This is a genomic window from Providencia sp. PROV189, from assembly GCF_028480065.1.
GTDB classification, from domain to species: Bacteria; Pseudomonadota; Gammaproteobacteria; order Enterobacterales; family Enterobacteriaceae; genus Providencia; species Providencia stuartii.
Window position 1 is genome coordinate 67,709 of the sequence record NZ_JAMPOG010000004.1, and the last position, 21,373, is coordinate 89,081.

General features: G+C 41.3%; 14 protein-coding genes. 11 read left to right on the forward strand and 3 right to left on the reverse strand.

Annotated elements, in window-relative coordinates; translation table 11 throughout:
• Window positions 1-181 precede the first annotated feature (181 nt).
• The 6 genes from PR833_RS02670 (at window position 182) to fur (ending at window position 7,487) form a co-directional block, all read left to right on the forward strand.
• Window positions 182-2,269 carry a peptidase domain-containing ABC transporter gene (locus tag PR833_RS02670; protein ID WP_272525858.1) on the forward strand — a complete coding sequence of 696 codons (2,088 nt, stop codon included), beginning with the start codon at window positions 182-184 and terminating at the stop codon, window positions 2,267-2,269.
• 17 nt (window positions 2,270-2,286) lie between these two features.
• A complete protein-coding gene (locus PR833_RS02675; protein ID WP_080997994.1) occupies window positions 2,287-3,615 on the forward strand; it encodes an HlyD family type I secretion periplasmic adaptor subunit in 1,329 nt (442 codons plus the stop codon).
• A gap of 3 nt (window positions 3,616-3,618) precedes the next feature.
• Window positions 3,619-5,727 carry a type I secretion system permease/ATPase gene (locus PR833_RS02680; RefSeq protein WP_272525859.1) on the forward strand — a complete coding sequence of 703 codons (2,109 nt, stop codon included), beginning with the start codon at window positions 3,619-3,621 and terminating at the stop codon, window positions 5,725-5,727.
• A gap of 169 nt (window positions 5,728-5,896) precedes the next feature.
• Window positions 5,897-6,190 carry a LexA regulated protein gene (gene ybfE, locus PR833_RS02685; protein WP_004918124.1) on the forward strand — a complete coding sequence of 98 codons (294 nt, stop codon included), beginning with the start codon at window positions 5,897-5,899 and terminating at the stop codon, window positions 6,188-6,190.
• Window positions 6,191-6,336: 146 nt separating this feature from the next.
• The gene (gene fldA, locus PR833_RS02690; RefSeq protein WP_014657842.1) at window positions 6,337-6,864 is read left to right on the forward strand and encodes a flavodoxin FldA; all 528 of its coding nucleotides are present in this window, start codon (window positions 6,337-6,339) and stop codon (window positions 6,862-6,864) included.
• A 173-nt stretch (window positions 6,865-7,037) separates the two neighbouring features.
• Entirely contained in the window at window positions 7,038-7,487 is a 450-nt protein-coding gene (gene fur, locus PR833_RS02695; protein ID WP_004918120.1) for a ferric iron uptake transcriptional regulator, read from the forward strand.
• A gap of 303 nt (window positions 7,488-7,790) precedes the next feature.
• On the opposite strand, the gene PR833_RS02700 is transcribed toward fur, so the two are convergent.
• Window positions 7,791-10,469 (reverse strand): beta-N-acetylhexosaminidase, encoded by a 2,679-nt coding sequence (locus PR833_RS02700; RefSeq protein WP_040132958.1) that lies wholly within the window; start codon window positions 10,467-10,469, stop codon window positions 7,791-7,793.
• Window positions 10,470-10,537: 68 nt separating this feature from the next.
• Window positions 10,538-11,935, reverse strand: a complete 1,398-nt coding sequence (gene chiP, locus PR833_RS02705) for a chitoporin ChiP (protein WP_272525860.1) — start codon at window positions 11,933-11,935, stop codon at window positions 10,538-10,540.
• A gap of 473 nt (window positions 11,936-12,408) precedes the next feature.
• On the opposite strand from chiP, the gene PR833_RS02710 reads away from it, so the two are divergent.
• On the forward strand, window positions 12,409-13,845 hold the full coding sequence (locus tag PR833_RS02710; RefSeq protein ID WP_004918113.1) for an MFS transporter: 1,437 nt from the start codon (window positions 12,409-12,411) through the stop codon (window positions 13,843-13,845).
• A gap of 36 nt (window positions 13,846-13,881) precedes the next feature.
• Here the strand turns inward: PR833_RS02710 and ansB are convergent, their stop codons facing one another.
• On the reverse strand, window positions 13,882-14,925 hold the full coding sequence (gene ansB, locus PR833_RS02715; protein WP_014657840.1) for an L-asparaginase 2: 1,044 nt from the start codon (window positions 14,923-14,925) through the stop codon (window positions 13,882-13,884).
• A gap of 178 nt (window positions 14,926-15,103) precedes the next feature.
• Between ansB and ycaO the strand changes: the two genes are divergently transcribed.
• The 4 genes from ycaO to pflA all read left to right on the forward strand — a co-directional run bounded on the left by ycaO (window position 15,104) and on the right by pflA (window position 21,349).
• Window positions 15,104-16,858 (forward strand): 30S ribosomal protein S12 methylthiotransferase accessory factor YcaO, encoded by a 1,755-nt coding sequence (gene ycaO / locus PR833_RS02720; RefSeq protein WP_004918110.1) that lies wholly within the window; start codon window positions 15,104-15,106, stop codon window positions 16,856-16,858.
• A gap of 343 nt (window positions 16,859-17,201) precedes the next feature.
• On the forward strand, window positions 17,202-18,059 hold the full coding sequence (focA, locus tag PR833_RS02725; RefSeq protein ID WP_004918108.1) for a formate transporter FocA: 858 nt from the start codon (window positions 17,202-17,204) through the stop codon (window positions 18,057-18,059).
• Between the two features lie 69 nt (window positions 18,060-18,128).
• Complete coding sequence (gene pflB / locus PR833_RS02730) at window positions 18,129-20,411, forward strand: formate C-acetyltransferase (protein ID WP_004918106.1); 2,283 nt, start codon at window positions 18,129-18,131, stop codon at window positions 20,409-20,411.
• Window positions 20,412-20,554: 143 nt separating this feature from the next.
• Window positions 20,555-21,349 (forward strand): pyruvate formate lyase 1-activating protein, encoded by a 795-nt coding sequence (gene pflA / locus PR833_RS02735; protein ID WP_014657838.1) that lies wholly within the window; start codon window positions 20,555-20,557, stop codon window positions 21,347-21,349.
• Window positions 21,350-21,373 lie beyond the last annotated feature (24 nt).

Consider the following 21,373-nt stretch of genomic DNA (forward strand, 5'->3'; position numbering starts at 1 on the left):
CAAATAAGAACCAATAATATATAAGACAAACTTCAATACACTGATAACTATTATTTCTGTATTATCTCTGTGAAAACTATCCATGCTATTTCATCTATTATTGCTAACATTATTTTATCAGCAATAAATATCAACCATCCTATATGACAAGCAATAACCCAAAGGAATATTCACAGAAAAAATGGAAAGTGAAAATACTCAGTCAACACTCTACTTTATTGGCATCATCATTAAGTTAACAAGTGATATTAGTCAAGACGAGTTTAATACCATCACCGCAGAGAAAGAAAGTTTCCGTGATACATTAAAAGCGCTTCAAAACAAGCTTAATATAAAGTGTAAATATAAAAATCAAACCAATAAAAACATTAGTAAGATAGATTCTCCTTCTATTATTTATGATAATGATAACGTAGCTTATCTATTAGCTAATTTTAATCATGAGCAAGTTCTTATTCAGCGATTTGGTAACCATCCTCCAGAATTATGGAGTATGGATAAGTTTATCCAAATGTGGAGTGGTAAATGGCTACAGGTTAAAACCAAACAAAGCCAATTTGATATTACTTGGTTTAAAACAGAATTTTTGAAATATAAATATATTATCGCTAGCGTTTTATTATTTTCATTTATTTTGCAAATACTCGCATTAGTGACACCAATTATTATCCAAGTCATTATGGATAAAGTGTTAGTGCATAATAGTATGATGACATTGGATCTGCTGATCTTTGGTCTTATTATTGCCGCCATCCTTGAAGTGACGCTTAAAGGGCTGCGTGAGTATGTTTATAACCATACCGTTAACCGTATCGATATGACTTTAGGGTTAAAGTTGGTCAATCATTTACTACATCTGCCCCTTTCGTTTTTTAAAACTCGGCAAATTGGTGCAATCGTTACACGCGTTAAAGAGCTAGAGACTATTCGCGAATTTTTGACAGGAAGTTTTTTTACACTCTGTGTTGATGTGCTCTTTTTATTTGTTTTTCTTTATGTCATGAGCCTATTATCCTCAACCTTAATGTTGTTTTTTTTATGCTCAATTCCTTTCTATTTATTAGTTGCTTGGTGGCTGACGCCTAAAATTGAGGCCGCGGCCCATAAGCAATTTGCAAATATTGCCATCAACACCTCATTTTTAACCGAAAGTATTAATGGTATTGAAACAGCCAAAAGCCTCTCAATAGAGCCCAATTTTACTCGCCGCTGGGATCAGCAAACTTCTGATATGAGTCATACGACATTTGCGGCAGGCCAAATCAACTCCCGCTCTGAACATATTGTGATGGTGATTGAGAAATTAACCAGCGCCGTTATTTTGTGGATTGGTGCCTCTGAAGTCTTAGCCTTACAGCTTACTATTGGTCAATTTATTGCATTTCATATGATGGTCAATCATGCAAGCCAGCCTCTTGTTAAGTTGGTTAAGCTCTGGGGGGATTATATTAGAACCAAAGTTGCCATCGAAAAATTAGCGCAAATTATCAATTTGCCGACAGAGCAAACAAAACAAGCGGATAATAATACCTTAAAAGGCCATATCCATTTGCGTAATATCTCTTTTCGCTATCAACCTGACATGCCTTATATTCTCGATAATTTTAATTTATCGATTCAGGCTGGTGAAACATTAGGCATTGTTGGTACATCTGGCTCAGGGAAAAGTACTCTTGCACGTTTATTACTCCGATTATATACCCCTGAGAAAGGAACGATCCTATTAGATGGCACTCCTCTTTCATCGATGAATATTCATTCGCTCAGAAGGCAAATTGGTATCGTATTACAAGAGAACTTTCTTTTTAACCAAACCGTTTTCGATAATATTGCGCAAACTTATCCCAATGCGTCAATGGATGAAGTCATACATGCCGCCAAAATGGCGGGGGCCCATGATTTTATCTTAAAATTACCGATGGGTTATGACACCATATTATCCGAAGGAGGCGCATCACTGTCTGGGGGACAACGCCAAAGAATTGCTATTGCACGTACACTGCTCGCCGACCCTAAAATTATTATTTTTGACGAAGCCACCAGCGCATTAGATGATGAGTCTCAAGCTATCATTCAAAAAAATATGCAGCTTATTGCTCAGGGCAGAACGGTAATTACGATTGCTCATCGCCTTTCTACTATTCGTCATCACCAACGTATTATCGTGATGCAACAAGGCAAAATTGTTGAACAAGGAAGCCATCAACAATTACTTGAGCAAGGCCAGTTTTATCAACATTTATGGGCGTTACAGCAATCTTTTAAATAATGACACGGATGTTAGTTATGAAACAAACAGCAGCAACGACACGGTATAACCATTTTTTACCGTCACATTTAGCACTATTAAAAAGCCCGCCATCTTACCTAGCCTTAACAACGGCCATCATTATCAGTATTGGCATTTTATTTGCGATTATTTGGTCATATATCGGTAAATTAGATATTCAAGCGACGACACAAGGCCGATTGGTCGTTTCCGGGCGAACACAAGTTATTCAAGCCTTTGAGCTTAGCCGCTTACAACATATTTATGTGGCTGATGGACAACACGTCAAACAAGGCGACCCATTATTAAGTGTTAATGTCTTAGGGATCAATCAAGATATTCATAATCTTAATTATCAAATTCATTTTCAACAAATTGAAAAATGGGTACATCATGCGTTATTAAATCAAATTTCCCCTGAGCTCACTCAGGAGTTTGCTAAATTATTACCTACAGAGCAGCAACGCCTTTTAGAAAGCTATCAAAGCTTAAAAAATGAATATGATGCGTTACTCAATGAGATTGATAATGAAATAACATTGAATAGAACTCATTATTCGGCAAGAGAGCGTGAATTAAAAGACGTTAATACTTTGATCATCAATATACAAAAACGCCTTGATGCCCATCGGGTATTAAATAATCAGCAACTGATTAGCCAAAAAGAGTTTTTGGAGCAAGAGCGTGAACTGTTAATGGCGAAAAAAGAGAAAACCTCAAAATTATCCGAGCTAGCGATCCTCAATAGTCAACATTCCGCACTACATGAAAAACGTCACCGACTACAGACACAGAAAACCCAAGAGTGGTATGAAAAATATCGCCAAGCTGAATTTAAATTAGTTTCAGCGGAGCAGGAATTACTAAAAAACCAAGAAAGAGAGCAGTTAAAAATTATTCGTTCCCCTGTAGATGGTACAGTACAACAACTCGCGACCTATACTTTAGGTGCCGTATTACAGCCAGCTCAACAATTGATGGTGGTTGTGCCCAATAATGACGTGCAATTAGCCGAAGTCAAAATTCTCAATAAAGACATTGGATTTATTCGTGAAGGGCAATTAGCAACGGTCAAAATAGATGCTTTCCCCTACACACGCTATGGCACTATCGATGGTGAAGTCATTTCGATTTCTAGAGATAGCACCCAAGACGAGCAATTAGGTTTGGTTTTTTTAGGACAAATAGGTTTAAAGAAAAAGAGCCTATTGGTTGAAGGCAATCACATCGAATTAACCCCCGGTCTATCGGTCACTGCCGAAATTAAAACCGAAAAACGTCGCGTCATCGATTATTTACTTAGCCCTATTCAAGAATATACCACCACCGCCATGAGGGAAAAATAATCCATGACTGCGACTGAAACAAATTATGGTTTAGAGGCTTTAGTGTGGGTGGCAAACCATTATCAAAAAAATGTCACTAAAGATCAATTAATGCATGCTATTGGCATGAGCTCTGATTCACCGACCGACTGGGAGCTTAGAGAATGTGCCCACATTATAGGCTATGAAAGTGAGCTTGATGATTTAGACAAACGGCAAATCGCTAACCTTCCCCTTCCTGCACTAATTCGTATTCACGATGTTTGGTGGGTGCTGGCAAACAATCATGAGGGGGCGTTAGTGTTAATTCACCCCACACAAGGTAAGCTTTGTCTGTGGCATGAACATAATACAGAGGTAAATAGCCGCTTTGCCGTGTTATTAATCAAAGAACAATTTGAAGCCGAGCAAAAAAGAAAGTTTGGTATTGGCTGGTTTATCCCTTCAATATTACGTCAGCGCGCCCAATTAAAGAATGTTTTTATCCTTGCAGCTGTCGTGCAACTTTTTGCCTTAGTTAGCCCATTATTATTTCAAAATGTCATTGATAAGGTACTTGTTGGACGTAGTTTAAATAGCCTTCATGTCTTGGCAATAGGCATTATTAGTATTGCCTTTGCAGAGCCGCTTTATAGTTTTCTTCGGAATAAAATTTTTAGCCATACCAGTACACAAATTGGCGCTGAATTATCAGGAAAACTCTATCGGCACCTAATGGCACTACCATTGGGCTATTTTAAGCGGCGCCCTACAGGAAAAATTATCGCTCGAATTCGTGAAATGGCCCATATCCGCCAGTTTTTAACTGGCTCTACCTTGATGCTATTTATCGATTTACTCTTTGTTAGCCTTTTTATTGCCATTTTGTTTACCTATAGCGCCATTATGTCATGGCTTCTCATTGGCTCTTTGGTCATCTTTTTTATTTTATGGATGATACTCGGCCCCATTATTCGGCAACAAACAGAGAAGTCCTATCAAGCCGATGAAAATGGGCTAACCTTCTTAACAGAGGCTGTCACAGGGATTGAAACGATTAAAACGACAGCAACTGAAACCTATTTTTATCGTCGCTGGCAAAAGTTACTCAGTAAACAACTTATTCAAGGTTTTAAAGTCACCTTGCGTAGTGAGGTCGCCTCACAGCTAATGGCTCTCGTCAGTAAAATTACCACAGCGCTGTTGCTTTGGGTGGGTGTCAAAGAGGTGATGAATGGGGGGATCACCCCCGGTGAATTGGTTGCCTACAATATGTTAAGCGCTCATGTCACTCAACCTGTACTTCGATTAGCGCAAATATGGCAAGATTTTCAGCATACCATTATCTCTCTTCGCCGTGTGGGGGATATTTTGGATGAGCCTATTGAAAATGAACGAAAAGGCATTGTCAGTTCGGCATCTATTCAAGGCCGTATTGAGTTCCAAAATATTCGTTTTCGTTATCAACCCGAAGCCCCAGAAGTGCTGAGCCATCTTTCATTATCCGTTAAAGCGGGAGAGTTTATCGGTATTACTGGGCCTTCAGGATCTGGAAAAAGTACCTTAACGAAACTACTGCAACGGTTATATATTCCACAACATGGTCAAGTGATTGTCGATGGGATGGATCTTGCGGTTAGCGATACGGTTGCTCTGCGTCGCCGCATGAGTGTCGTACTTCAAGAAAGTATGTTGTTTGTCGGTACTATTGAAGAAAACATTCGTTTGAGTAAACCACAAGCCAATCATGATGACGTTGTGGAAGCGGCTAAACTTGCAGGCGCCTATGACTTTATTATGTCACTTCCTGAGCAGTTTAACTCCCCTCTGTCAGAGCGTGGACTGAATCTTTCGGGAGGGCAGCGCCAGCGCATCGCACTCGCTAGAGCGTTACTGACAAAACCGGATATTTTGATTTTGGATGAAGCTACCTCGGCATTAGACTATGAATCCGAAGCCGCCATCATGGCGAATATGCCTTTAATCACACAAGGACGGACAGTGATCAGTATTGCGCACCGTTTGAATACTATCATGCATGCGGATCGCATTTGTGTAATTTGCGACGGTAAGGTGGCTGAAATGGATAACCATCAAAATTTGCTTCAGCAAAATGGGTTATATGCACATTTATGGCGGCAGCAAACTCAATAATAGTACCGTCAAAGCACCAGCATGCGCTCGGCTGGTGCTTTTTCCAACAAACAGCTCTTTTTTTTACTATCAATAACTTTCGCTCGACATGCGCTATGGTACAAGGGAGTCAGCTAGGGTATTATTGCGCGCTGGATTATTGGTATACGCCCTTTAGCAGTAAAAATATATGGCAAAAGAACAAACTGATCGCACCACCCTTGATTTGTTCGCTGAGGAACGCAGGCCTGGGCGACCTAAAACAAGTCCGCTGTCGCGGGATGAACAATTAAGAATCAACAAACGTAATCAACTTAAGCGTGATAAGGTCAAAGGACTACGCCGCGTTGAATTAAAACTTAATGAAGATGCTGTCACGATATTGAATCAATTGGCGAATGAAAAAAACATGAGCCGTAGTGAGTTGATAGAAGAGATGTTAATGTCACAGCTAGCGCTAGTCTATGAGCCTTCTGGTCAATAGTTTCGTCTTCATAAACCACACAAATTCGACAGATTTATTCACGCTTTTTCGCCAAAATAGGGTCAAAATTCTAGGTACTTTAGTTCAAATTTAGCCCTATCTGGCTTTAGTAAACCAGATTGGAAAAACAAGAGGTTATTCACTTTATGGCAGTCATAGGCATTTTCTTCGGTAGTGACACTGGTAATACAGAAAATATTGCCAAGATGATCCAAAAGAGATTAGGCAACGAGAACGCGGAAGTTCATGATATTGCAAAGTGCAGTAAAGAAGATATTGAAGCATTCGATATTCTGCTTCTCGGTATCCCAACTTGGTACTATGGTGAAGCCCAATGTGATTGGGATGACTTCTTCCCAACACTCGAAGAAATTGACTTTGAAGGTAAACTTGTTGCTTTATTCGGCTGTGGCGACCAAGAAGACTATGCGGAGTACTTCTGTGATGCGATGGGAACCATTCGCGATATTATCGAGCCACGCGGTGCAGTGATCGTCGGTCATTGGCCAACTGATGGCTACCATTTTGAAGCATCTAAAGGAATGGCGGATGATAACCACTTTATCGGCCTTGCTATTGATGAAGACCGCCAGCCGGAACTCACCGAAGAACGTGTTGATGCATGGGTACAGCAAATTTCAGAAGAGATGTCTTTGTCTGAAATTTTAGGCTAATCGACTAATTAGAAATAGGCTTATTAATACTATTATAATAATGCGACAAAGCATGGTTTCTATTTTTTATTTCCATGCCTATAATTGTAAATCAGTTTAGAAGACAACTGAATTTATGTTAAAAACGTCTCATTATTGTTAAATTTATGATTTAAGATACAGGACAAACCCGCATGACAGACAACAATAAAGCATTGAAGAATGCTGGACTCAAAGTCACTCTTCCAAGATTAAAAATATTGGAAGTACTTCAGGAGCCTGAGTGCCATCACGTCAGTGCGGAAGATCTCTACAAAAAGCTGATTGATATGGGCGAAGAGATCGGTCTGGCTACAGTTTACCGCGTATTAAACCAGTTTGATGATGCAGGTATCGTGACACGTCATAACTTTGAAGGCGGTAAATCCGTTTTTGAGCTGACTCAACAGCACCATCATGACCACTTAATCTGCCTAGACTGTGGAAAAGTCATCGAGTTCTCTGACAAATCCATCGAAGAGCGCCAGACCAATATCGCTGCACGCCACGGTATTAAACTATCTAACCACAGTTTGTATCTTTATGGTCACTGTGCTGATGGCGATTGCCGTGAAAATGCGGATGCACACGATCCAAAAGAGTAATTACCGTAAATCTTTGCCTTTAACTGACTATAGATAGTTTTTAAAAAGGCTGTGGGATTTGAGTCCAGTACTCACTGGGCTCTAGCCTTCCCCACTTCATATTAATGCCTTACTTATCCTGTTTTGAGATCTTTCAAGAACCTAACGAGTCCCCTTCAATCCTTTGTCAGCTGAGTAAAGATTAAGTCGTATGGTTGATAGGGTTCTGATACCCAAGCTCGGCGGGTAATAGAACGTGATTATTGTATGGTGACGATAAAACCGTGAGGGAGCCTCTTCATTCGCTCCCTCACCACATACCCGTTATTTTTGAGTCACGATTTCTACACGACTCGCCCTCGCACCGTCTGGACTTTTCGCTCTTATTTTGACGTTCCCATTGACTTTGGGTGGGTTATCCGCCGAATAAACCTGCCAGTTATCGCTATCTGCCAATGCATACTCGATAATTAAGCTAGGGTAACTGATATTCGCCAGTAGCACACCGTTTTCAATTTTTGCACCAGGAACAGGGATACGGTAGGCAACTCCGGCTCTATCTAAGCGGCGAAGCTCTTTTTGCCCTACGATAGTCGCAAAACGGTTCCAATCATCTGCTAATTTTTGCTGTGAAACATATTGGGTTTTACCACCAATATATTCACGCCCTGATTGATAATCATTTTCCCATTGCGCCTTATGCCACGCTCTTTCTGCCAGCGGCAAAATGCGAGGGAATAACATGTATTCGACCTTATCATCCGTTCTGACGGCTTCACTCCACAATTGCCCTGAAAGACCATATACGCCCGGCCAAGGCTTGTCGCTTTTCGCACTGAAAGGATTCCCATCTCTATCCACTGAGGTTTCAGCATTTTGAGGGAGGTTATTCGGGGCAAAAGCAAAGACTTTTTGTTCATCACTCGCGCGTGTTGCCCAGTAGTAACCACTTTCACTTGGGTTAACTTCATAAGGCATATCAAAATAGACATAGTCTGGGTTGGAGATAACCACTTGGTAGCCTTTGTTTGCCCAATCATTTGCCGAGTCAAAGCCTCCCCAATAGAGAGTATCCCAGAAATTAACGCGAACATTGTCAGTGGCGAAATCTTTCGCACTCGAAGCGTCTTTTAAACCATCCTGCCATGCTTGCATTGTTGTAACGCCTTTTTGTTGCAAACTTTTACTCACCTGTTTAGCAAAATGGCTGGAAAGATGGTCAAAATCGCTGACATCCCCTTGCTGAATTAAAGCCTGACATGCTTTCGATTTTGCCCATGGCTTATCTTCGCGCTGTTTATCAATAATACCTTTGCCCGGCTCAATAGGGCCGCGTTTATCTTGGAAGCCTGCACCTAAGCGAATATTTTTCGCCTCATCACCACCAAAATGCCATGTTTTCAGTGGAACACCTGCTTCATCGTGCATCTGCATCACTTCACTGACGACTTTATTGACAAAGTTCTGTGATGAATCTAAGCAAGGGTTTAAATAACTACGCTTATCATAAAACTGTACCGAAGTGGTTATTGAAGTATCTGATGGGTCAACTAAGCGGTACTCATTTGCCCCTTGTTCATCGCCCGCCGCGCTTAACTTATTATAACGCGCCTCCATAGCAACAACGGCTGCACGTGCATGGGCTGGCATATCAATTTCAGGGATCACCTCAATGTTGCGATCTTTGGCATAACGTAAAATTTCAATATAGTCATCACGCGTGAAATAGCCGCTCCCCATATTATTATTGTCAGCCCCCGACCCGAGTTGCGGCAATAAACATTTTTGCTCAGTTAAATCATGGCAACGCTGACTTCCCACTTCCGTTAATTCAGGTAAACCGGGGATCTCTATCCGCCAGCCTTCATCGTCGGTTAAATGAAAATGGAATTTATTTAATTTATAGCGTGACATCTGGTCAATTAATCGCATCACCACCTGTTTACTGTGGAAATTTCGTCCAACGTCTAAAAAGACCCCACGATATTCCATACGTGGTTTATCATTCACGACCATTGTTGCCACTTTCGGTGTGTCACTTTCAGTTACCGCTGACAATAATGAACCTACACCATAAAATAACCCTATACGGTCATAACCAATAATTTCGGCTCGTTGCGGTGTGATCACTAATTTGTAAGCACCACTCACTTGATCTTCAGTAGAAAATTGCTTAGGTGCGATTTTCCCTTCAATGGGGAACCCGTGACTATTTTGTTTTAGCTTGCTCAGTTGTAAGTGTTGTTCAATAACAGCTAACTCACCTTTCGTTAGCCCATTTAGTTGTAATTTAACGCCTTTACTCAGATCAACATCCTCTGACTGCAAACTGATATCAAATGGCGTAGGTAAGATTTGCCCTCGCAATTGCTGCTCAGATAACGGTTTCATCGCTAAGTTTTTTTGATAGCGGTTTTCTGGTGTCATTAATAGATTGTTATCGGCGTCGGTTCGTTTCCAATTTTTCAGTTCAAAGGGGGTAACAAAGGTTGTTGGATCTTGAGTATCAGTGCTCTTAAGGTTGCGTGGGGATGCATCTCCCGATGTCGCGTACCACCTAGGCATAAAGTCTGAATAACTAACCTGCCAATATTCTCCCGTTAGCGGTAATACCACTTTTTCGTGGGCTTTAATCCCTTTAAATTGCTCTGTTGGTGTAATTTTATGAAGGTCGCCTGTAATATGTGTGATCTTAAATTGCGGGTTATCTTGTTTTAGAATCTGTCTAATACTATGAAAATAAAGCGCCCAATCGTTGGATTCAATCGCAGTATCGCCATTTGTTAAGGTAATATCGACACGGTTACATGCAGCCCAATCGGCACCCAGTGCAGCACAGTGAGTACCATGCTCACCAGCTTGGTTATCAAGCACATTTATTTTCACATCTATATCACTTAATGCATCGACGACTTGAGCCGATGATTGTTCAGCATTTACTGCGGTAGAAAAAAGTGTTGCTGATATGAATAATGCTAAAGGACTTAAATAATTCTTTTTCATTGTGACCTCAATATTAAATTCAAAATCAACCACTGCTATTTTATTTTTTAATAGCAGTGACCGCGCTATTAAAAAATAGTAAATGGCATCATGACCATAAACTTAATATCTTTTTCATCTTGAAATATATTGCCGAACCCACCACCATAGCTTGGAATATCTGTATGGTTGTCATATTTAGTAAAATGTAATTTAAATAAGGTATCTTTCGCCTTACCTGTCTGAACGGTATATAAAATATCAACGTTCCAAGCCGTTTCTTTTAATTTTACATCTTGAGCATATTGTGTATTCGTGCTGGGTTTAGCATCCCATCCATAAATATATGATGTTCCTACTTTCCAACCAGCAAGATCCCATTTAGCTAAATCGTACATCACCCCCGCAAAGAGCGCTTTTTCATTATTCGCGTTATAATCGGAGCGCCCATCCCACCAAATATCTAATCGCCCATTTGATGTCGCATACCCCGGGGTCATACGCTGTAAAAAATAGCCCTGATTCCCCTTTGCCTTCACATAAGTGCCTTCTAATCGAAAATCAAACTGATCATAGGTATAGCCAAACGTCACGGCTTGCAAGAACGCCAATCCATCGTAAACATCATTAATGCCACCATTGGTTACCTTATCTTTTGCTCCATAAAATTGATAAGACATCCGCAGGTCACGGGTAGCCACAGGAACAGCATAAGAGGCCTTCGCAAAGTACTGGTCCATATAGCCTTTTGCTTGCCCATAAGCCGCCTCTAAAACAAGGTTATTTTTAAAATCATATTTAAAACCAAGGGATTGCAAATAACTGATCTCTGTTTGGCCATCCGCTTCACGGAAGTTATACATATCGCGATACCAAGGCGCTTTATAGCGGTCTGTCCACATATATGACAGGCTCAAGGCCCCTTGTTGTGCGAAATCAAATACCCCACCGATTTCGAAACCCCGATAAGTTCCGGGCATATAGCTCCAGTGAGAAGCTAATAGTGTTTGTCCTGTTGGTTGGATATAACCGCCTCTGCCCCAAAACGGACCATATTGCATTTTAGCCGCTGCTTTATAAACGCTGACACCACTTCGATCACCGGTCCATTTTTCATCCCAACGCGTTTTTGCATCACTAAAACCAATTTCATTAGGTGCCGCTGGGCCACTATTGGATAATTCTATGGCTGTAAATGCGGCTAAATCTAAACCGATGACATCCTGAAAATAACCTGAAGAATAATCAAGGCTGGCATTCACGGTTGAATGTTTAAGGTTGTTGACATATTTCTTATATTTATCGCTTTCTGGATTTAACTCTTTCCTCGAACGGTCACGTTGCCAATAATACAAACCGCCTTTAAGGGTTGAATCATCTAAAAATTGCTCAGAAAAACTTATTGGTTGATAACTAATAGGAAGGAGTGCTATTCCTATTTTAAGCACGAGTATTCCCCTGCCACGATTGACATTTTTATTAACCATTCGATGTTTCCTCAGTTTTTTATATTATTTTTCAGTGATAAATTTCAGTAGCCGCCCGTTAAGTAATGATTAGTTTTGATAAACAAAATACGAGTACCTACTTAGCCTATTTTTCGCAACGCGAATTATCAAGGCTAAAAATATATTTATTCCTAAAATATGAGCCAAGACACATTAATTTTTCTATTCATTCACAGTACTAATTATTCGAGTTTATGGTGTTTCTCGAATTAATATCCTGAATTTAGGATAAAATGCAGGCAAAACACTATGGACAGAATGGGCATTTTGGACTTATTTCAACATAAAAAATAACTACATTTGAATGTAATCGTTTCATTCAAACTTGCTAAGTTGATTCATAACTGCTTTAGTTGATGAATAGTTTTTCACTCATAAACAGATCAAGTGAATGATTTTAGTGAGGGAAAATAAGGCGATTCAATAAGAGAAATAAGAGGGATCCGTCACACGTGAATATAGAGAAAAGTCAGCAGGAAGGTTGGCGTACACTACTCACCGGTAAGAATCTCTGTTTAACACTTGCCTTATCGGGGGGGATTTGCCTCCATGCGATTAATGTTTATATCACCATTACCACATTACCTTCCGTTGTACGGGATATTGGCGGCATTAATTTCTATGCTTGGAATACCACACTGTTTATTCTGTCTTCGATTATTTTGTCCGCCCTTACCTCACGGATCCTCAATTATTTTGGCCCTAAAAAAAGTTATGGGCTGGCGACGTTGATTTTTCTTGTAGGATCCGTTATCTGCGCTATCACCCCCTCAATGCCAGTGATGCTCCTTGGCAGAGTGATCCAAGGGGCTGGTGGCGGGATTTTACTCACCTTATCTTACTCAATGGTACACATTGTATTTCCTCAACATTTATGGTCGAGAGTGTTAGCGATGATGTCGAGTATGTGGGGAATGGCAACATTACTAGGGCCAGCACTGGGTGGCGTATTTGCAGAGTACGATATATGGCGAGGAGCATTTTGGTGTCTGGTCGTAGTCGGTATCCCTTATTTATGGCTGACTTGGCGGATTTTGCCGGCAAAAAATCCCCATGAAAACTGCCCTCAACAGCCGATTCCATTACAGGCCCTTTTACTGCTTTCTTGCGCCGTGCTCGCCATCTCTCTAGGCAGTTTGAGTCAAGACAAATTTATCCCTATTGGAGGGATGTTTATTGCCGTTTTACTGTGTGCTCGATTAATGGTTATTGAGCGTCGTGGTCATAATACGCTTTTTCCTTCGGGAACATTTCGCTTTTCTGCACAATTAGCGCCTATTTACCTCACGATGGCATTGTTGGGTCTAAGTGTACAAACAGAGGTTTTTGTTCCCTATTTTTTACAGATATTGCATGGTGTGGCTCCCTTGTTATCAGGCTATTTAGCGGCCCTAGTCGGTGCGGGTTGGTCAAGTGCCGCCATTGCTTCCTCATCACTAAAGCCGACGGTTGCCGTGCGAATTATTCGTTTCGCTCCACTATTCACACTGGTAGGCCTAACCACTCTTGCATTGTTCATAACAAAAATTATTGCTATTGAAGCATTTCAGGTATGGATTATTTGTATTGGTCTATTTATCACTGGCGCAAGTATTGGTGCAGCATGGCCACATTTGCTCACGCGAGTATTGCAAGTCTCGGCTGGAAGTGAATCTCAAAAAGCGTCGTCGGCAATTACGACCTTACAGCTATTTTCCACTGCTTTTGGTGCCTCTTTGGCAGGTATGATCGCTAACCTTGCAGGGCTTTCTTCACCTGGAGGGATTGAAGGTGCACAATCGGCATCAATATGGCTCTTTATACTCTTTTCCTTAGTACCTTGCTTTGCGCTAATTACCGCTAATATTGTCGCCAATAGGGTGGATTTATCTGCGAAAAGCTGCGAATAGAGGGTCATTCCCCCTATTCGCTAATTTTAGTGTGGGTTAGTATTTTTCAAAAAGTGCCTGAATACGTTTAGGATCTTTGGTTTCAGTCAAGGCTAATTGAAGTAAAACACGTGCTTTTTGCGGATTTAAGCGCTCTGAAGCTACAAAGCCATATAAGTTATCATCCACTTCAGCGTTACGAGTCGTGTAGCCTGTTGGTACACGGCTGGCACGAACGACAACCACATCCTCTTTAGCGGCAGTGGCTAATGCATCAAAAACCGTTTTATACATGTTGCCATTCCCAACCCCCGCACTCACTATTCCCTCAACTCCCTCATCACGTAACGCTTTCACTGGGGCAGCAGAGGCATTAGCATAGTTATAGACAATGCCAACTTGAGGTAATTTGTCTAATTTACTGACATCAAAGGCTGCTTTATTATCTCTAGGCTCTGCTGGTTTATAAAAAGTCACTTTGCCATCATGGATAAAACCTTGTGGGCCTGCATTTACTGCCTCAAACGCTTGCACTTCGGTTGTGTTCATCTTAACGACATCACGCCCTTGGATCACTTTATCATTCATTGCCATTAAGACACCGCGATCCCCCGCTGATTTATCCGTCGCTACCACCACCGCATTATATAGGTTGAGAGGGCCATCAGCCCCCAGTGCAGTCGATGGTCTCATTGCGCCAACCAATACAATAGGTTTTTGACATGATGTTGTTAAATCGAGGAAAAAGGCAGTTTCTTCTAACGTGTCTGTACCATGAGTGATCACAAATCCATCTGTTTTATCACACTCTTGGTTGATTTTTTTCGCTAACGTTAACCAGACTTGGTCATTCATATCTTGGGAGCCAATATTGACGACTTGCTCGCCATTAAGATTCGCTATTTTTTTGATTTCAGGCACTGCATTGATGAGTGCATCAATACCGACCTTTCCGGCTTGGTAGCTTGAAGATGTTGCTGATTCACCACCTCCTGCTATCGTTCCTCCGGTGGCTAATACGGTAATATTTGGTAGTGCAAAAACGGATGTACTTGCCAATGAGAGCGCTGTCGCCAGTAATATTTTATGACTCTGTTTCATCCTATAACCTCTCTTTAAATAAACTACCGTTATTATGTGGATTTGAAACTGCATTTCCGTGATACCGATAATTATTTTAGGCAAAATAGTGGGGATTAGGATAATTTTGCGTGAGGTGTGTAACAAAAATCCGTATCATAGCCCCCTATAATTCTCCCTATTGATAAGTAACAAAATCATGAGCCAAACATTTATTCCTGGCAAAGATGCCGCCCTTGAAGTTTCCATCGATGCATTTCAAACAAAATTGAAAAAGCTCGGTTTTGATATTGAAGAAGCCTCATGGCTGAATCCTGTTCCTAATGTTTGGTCAGTCCATATTCGAGACAAAGCATGCCCTCTGTGCTTTACGAACGGCAAAGGCGCGAGCAAAAAGGCCGCTTTAGCTTCTGCGCTCGGTGAATATTTCGAGCGTTTATCAACTAACTATTTCTTTGCCGATTTCTATTTAGGAAAATCGATCGCTGAAGGTGATTTTGTTCATTATCCCAATGAAAAATGGTTTCCTCTTACCGAAGACGATAGCTTACCGGAAGGTATTTTAGACACTCGCTTACGTGAATTTTACGATCCTGATAATGCTTTGGCAGGCAGTCAGTTGATCGATTTACAATCGGGTAATGAAGAGCGTGGTATCTGTGCACTGCCTTTTACTCGCCAATCCGATAACCAAACGGTTTATATTCCTATGAATATTGTCGGCAACTTATATGTCTCTAATGGTATGTCGGCAGGCAACACGGCAAATGAAGCGCGTGTTCAAGGCTTATCTGAAGTCTTTGAACGTTTTGTGAAAAACCGCATTATTGCTGAACGAATCAGCTTGCCTACCATCCCAAATGAGATCATGGCTCGCTATCCTAATGTGGTTGAAGCCGTTGCCACACTTGAAAAAGAAGGCTTCCCTATTTTCTGTTATGACGCCTCTCTTGGTGGTCAATTCCCAGTCATTTGCGTGGTGCTATTTAACCCACAAAATGGAACCTGTTTTGCCTCTTTTGGTGCCCACCCTGATTTTGGTGTTGCTTTAGAGCGTACCGTAACAGAACTCTTGCAAGGCCGTAGCCTTAAAGATCTTGATGTGTTTAATGCGCCGACATTCGATGATGAAGAAGTGGCTGAGCAGACTAACCTAGAGACCCATTTTATCGACTCTAGTGGTCTTATTAGCTGGGATCTCTTTAAAGACGATGCCGATTACCCTTTCGTCGATTGGAATTTTAAAGGCACAACACAAGAAGAATTTGCAACACTTATGGGCATTTTTAATCAGCTCGGCGCCGAGGTTTATATTGCTGATTATCACCACTTAGGGGTTTATGCCTGCCGTATTTTAGTGCCGGGTATGTCTGATATTTATCCTGTCGAAGACTTGCATATTGCCAACAATGCGATGGGGGCACATTTACGTCATACCATTATCACGCTGCCTGATAGCCAATGGGAAAAGCAAGATTATCTGGCATTAATAGCGCAATTGGACGATGAAGGCCTCGATGATTTCACGCGTGTACGAGAGCTACTTGGCCTTGCCGTAGGTAAAGATAATGGCTGGAGTAACTTGCGTATTGGTGAGTTAAAATCCATGCTGGCGCTAGCAGGTGGTGACCTAGATCAGGCATTAGCCTGGGTAGAATGGACACAAGACTTTAATAGCTCCGTTTTTACCGCTGAACGAGCTAACTATTATCGTTGTTTGCATACCCTGCTACTACTGAGCCAAGAAGAACAACGTGATGCGTCACAATATTATAGCGCTTTTGTCCGTATGTATGGGCAAGAGACCGTCGATGCGGCATCCGCTGCTATTGCTGGCGAATCTTGTTTCTATGGTTTGTGGTCCATCGATGATGAATTAACTGCGCTTCCAGCTCACCAAGCGCTACTTGCAGCCTATGAAAAACTGCAAAAAGCAAAACGTGAACATGCCTAATTGTTTTCTAAATCATCATTTTTAGATAGTGGCCTTCGGGCCATTATCTTTATATAAGTTAAATTAATTAAAATCACCGCTCATTTTGCAATATTTAAATAACAAATCACCGGTTTTATTTACCTATATTCCCTGAGCAAAGTCAGAATATAAAAATTTTTAATAAAATTTAAAAAATATTTAATTTATAAAAATCAATTAGATAAATCGAAATTTAACCATTTTTCAACAATTTACGTCGATTTCTTACGATGGTTCATGATCCATATCAAATTTCTTAGTTATGCCGTTTGTTACTATGATTGCGTGCTATAATTAATCAACTTAGTAAGAGAGTGTTAGTATGAAAGCTGACAACCCTTTTAATCTTTTGCCTCCCGCTGTAATGGCTCAAGTTGCAGATGACTCTGGTGTTTACAAAGCCAATAAACATCCTGCAATAACATACTTGTCAGCATTCACTGCCGGTATCTTTATCTCAATCGCATTCGTTTTTTATATTACTGCGACCACTGGCGCGCAAGCCGCTCCTTTTGGTTTTACGAAACTTATCGGTGGTGTCTGTTTCTCTCTTGGGTTGATGCTCGTGGTTATTTGCGGTGCAGATCTATTTACATCCACGGTGTTGACCATTGTGTCAAAAGCTACAGGGCGGATCACTTGGGGGCAAATGTTCCTAAATTGGTTTAACGTCTATGTTGGCAACCTTATCGGCGCGCTCTTCTTTGTTGCTTTGATTTGGTTTGCTGGTCAATATACCGCGGCAAATGGTCAATGGGGGCTTAATGTCCTACAAACCGCAGACCATAAACTGCACCATACATTTATTGAGGCTGTTTGTTTAGGTATTTTAGCTAACTTAATGGTTTGTCTCGCTGTTTGGATGAGCTATTCAGGTCGTAGCCTAGCCGATAAGCTTTTGGTGCTTGTGCTCCCTGTCGCCATGTTCGTTGCGAGTGGCTTTGAACATAGCATTGCAAACATGTTTATGATCCCATTAGGTATCATGATCAAAGAGTTTGCTCCAGCTGAATTCTGGACTCAAATTGGCGTTTCACCAGAACACTTTTCTCAACTCAGTGTTAGCAACTTTGTTACAGACAACCTAATACCCGTTACTATCGGCAATATCATTGGCGGCGCACTTTTAGTCGGCCTAATTTACTGGTTCATGCATTTACGTGGTGGTCAAAAACATTAATAGCCACTACTTTCACGAAAAGATTTATTAAGATCCTTAAAAGATCCATTGTTAAAAGGTAAAAGTATCATGTCAGAATTAAATGAAAAATTCGCTTTAGCATGGCAAGGTTTTAACCAAGGTAACTGGAAAGAAAACGTCGATGTGCGTGACTTCATCCAGAAAAACTACACTCCATATGAAGGTGATGAATCTTTCTTAGCAGGCTCTACCCCAGCAACAGATGCGCTGTGGGAAAAAGTCATGGAAGGAATCAAAATCGAAAACCGTACTCATGCCCCCGTTGATTTTGACACTGATGTTGCATCAACGATCACTTCCCATGATGCGGGTTACATCGCCAAAGATTTAGAACAAATCGTTGGCCTGCAAACTGATGCACCTCTAAAACGTGGACTTATCCCATTCGGTGGGATCAAAATGGTGGAAAATTCATGTAAAGCCTATGATCGCACTTTAGATCCTAGCCTGAAAAAAATCTTTACTGAATACCGCAAAACCCATAACCAAGGCGTTTTCGATGTTTACACTCCAGACATTCTAAAATGCCGTAAATCAGGTATCTTAACCGGTCTGCCTGACGCATATGGTCGTGGTCGTATCATCGGTGACTACCGTCGTGTTGCTCTGTACGGTATTGATTTCCTGATGAAAGACAAATTTAATCAGTTCACTTCACTGCAAGAAAGATTAGAGAACGGTGAAGACCTGCAAATGACCATTCAATTGCGCGAAGAAATTGCTGAACAGCACCGTGCATTAGGCCAAATCAAAGAAATGGCTGCAAAATATGGTTATGACATTTCAGGTCCTGCGACTAACGCTAAAGAAGCGGTTCAGTGGACTTACTTCGCTTACCTAGCGGCAGTGAAATCACAAAACGGCGCAGCAATGTCATTTGGTCGTGTTTCAACCTTCTTAGACATTTATATCCAACGTGACCTTGAAGCTGGTAAACTGACAGAGCAAGAAGCACAAGAGCTGATTGACCACTTAGTCATGAAGCTACGTATGGTTCGTTTCCTACGTACTCCTGAATACGATGAGCTGTTCTCTGGTGACCCAATTTGGGCAACAGAATCTCTGGCAGGTATGGGTCTTGATGGCCGTACACTAGTGACTAAAAACACCTTCCGTTTCTTAAATACACTGTATACCATGGGCCCTTCTCCAGAGCCTAACATGACTATCCTGTGGTCAGAGAAACTGCCAATTAGCTTCAAAAAATTCGCTGCAAAAGTCTCTATCGATACTTCATCAGTTCAGTATGAAAACGATGACTTAATGCGCCCAGATTTCAACAACGATGACTATGCTATCGCATGTTGCGTCAGCCCAATGGTAGTTGGTAAACAAATGCAGTTCTTTGGTGCTCGCGCTAACTTAGCGAAAACCATGCTGTATACCATCAATGGTGGTATTGATGAAAAACTGAAAATGCAAGTAGGTCCTAAACACGCTCCTATCATGGACGAAGTACTTGACTTCGATACTGTGATGGATCGTATGGATCACTTTATGGATTGGTTAGCAACTCAGTATGTCACTGCATTGAATATCATTCACTATATGCATGACAAATACAGCTATGAAGCGGCTCTGATGGCACTGCATGACCGTGACGTTTACCGCACAATGGCTTGTGGTATCGCAGGTCTATCTGTCGCTGCTGACTCACTGTCTGCAATTAAATATGCGAAAGTAAAACCAATTCGTGACGAAGACGGCATTGCAATTGACTTTGAAATCGAAGGTGAATACCCACAATTTGGTAACAACGACCCTCGCGTCGATGATATTGCTTGTGACTTAGTTGAACGTTTCATGAAGAAAATTCAGAAACTGCCGACTTACCGCAATGCAGTACCAACTCAATCTATCCTGACAATCACTTCTAACGTGGTTTATGGTAAGAAAACAGGTAACACACCAGATGGTCGTCGTGCTGGCGCACCATTCGGACCAGGTGCAAACCCAATGCACGGACGTGACCAAAAAGGTGCTGTGGCTTCACTGACTTCTGTCGCTAAACTGCCATTTGCTTACGCGAAAGATGGTATCTCTTATACCTTCTCTATCGTACCAAATGCATTAGGTAAAGATGATGAGGTTCGTAAAGCGAACTTAGCCGGTCTAATGGATGGTTACTTCCACCATGAAGCTTCTATCGAAGGCGGTCAGCACCTGAACGTCAACGTAATGAACCGTGAAATGCTGTTGGATGCGATGGAAAACCCAGAGAAGTATCCTCAGTTAACTATCCGTGTTTCTGGTTATGCAGTGCGCTTTAACTCACTGACTAAAGAACAACAGCAAGACGTTATTACTCGTACTTTCACAAGTTCAATGTAATAATTAGGTTAATAAGTCAATTAAAATAACTAAAAAGCCCCAGCCTTATGGGGCTTTTTTAGAACTAAACCTGAATACTTTAAGTCAATTACCCACTAATAACGATATATTTAAGTATAACAGGTATTTTTGGAGTTCCTGCTATGTCGACAACAACCAATATTATTCCAACCGCTGATTTAAGCACCACTGCGCCTCCTGCGACGCTGGGACGTATCCATTCCTTTGAATCTTGTGGTACTGTTGATGGCCCTGGTATTCGCTTTATTGTCTTTTTTCAAGGCTGCTTAATGCGCTGCTTATATTGTCATAACCGTGATACTTGGGACACCCATACCGGTAAGATGGTTACCGTCGAAGAGTTAATGAAAGAAGCTGTTACTTATCGCCACTTTATGAATGCCACAGGTGGTGGCGTAACGGCATCGGGCGGCGAAGCGATTTTACAAGCTGAATTTGTTCGTGATTGGTTCCGTGCATGTAAAGCGCAAAATATCCATACTTGCCTTGATACAAACGGCTTTGTACGTCGCTATGATCCCGTGATTGATGAGCTAATGGAGGTAACCGATCTCGTTATGCTCGATTTAAAACAGCTCAACGATGATATTCACCAAACATTGGTCGGCGTTTCTAATCACCGGACACTCGAGTTCGCTCGTTATCTTGCCAAACGTAACCAAAAAACTTGGGTGCGTTATGTCGTTGTTCCCGGCTGGAGTGATGATGACCACTCTGTTCATCTGCTCGGCGAATTTACCAAGGATATGAAAAACATCGAGAAAATCGAATTGCTCCCCTACCATGAGTTAGGCAAACATAAATGGGAAACCATGGGCGAGGAGTATAAACTCGATGGCGTTAAGCCCCCTTCAAAAGAGATCATGGAACGTGTCAAAAGCATCCTTGAAAGCTACGGCCACAAGGTCATGTATTAAACACCCTAATGGCTCTACACTCAT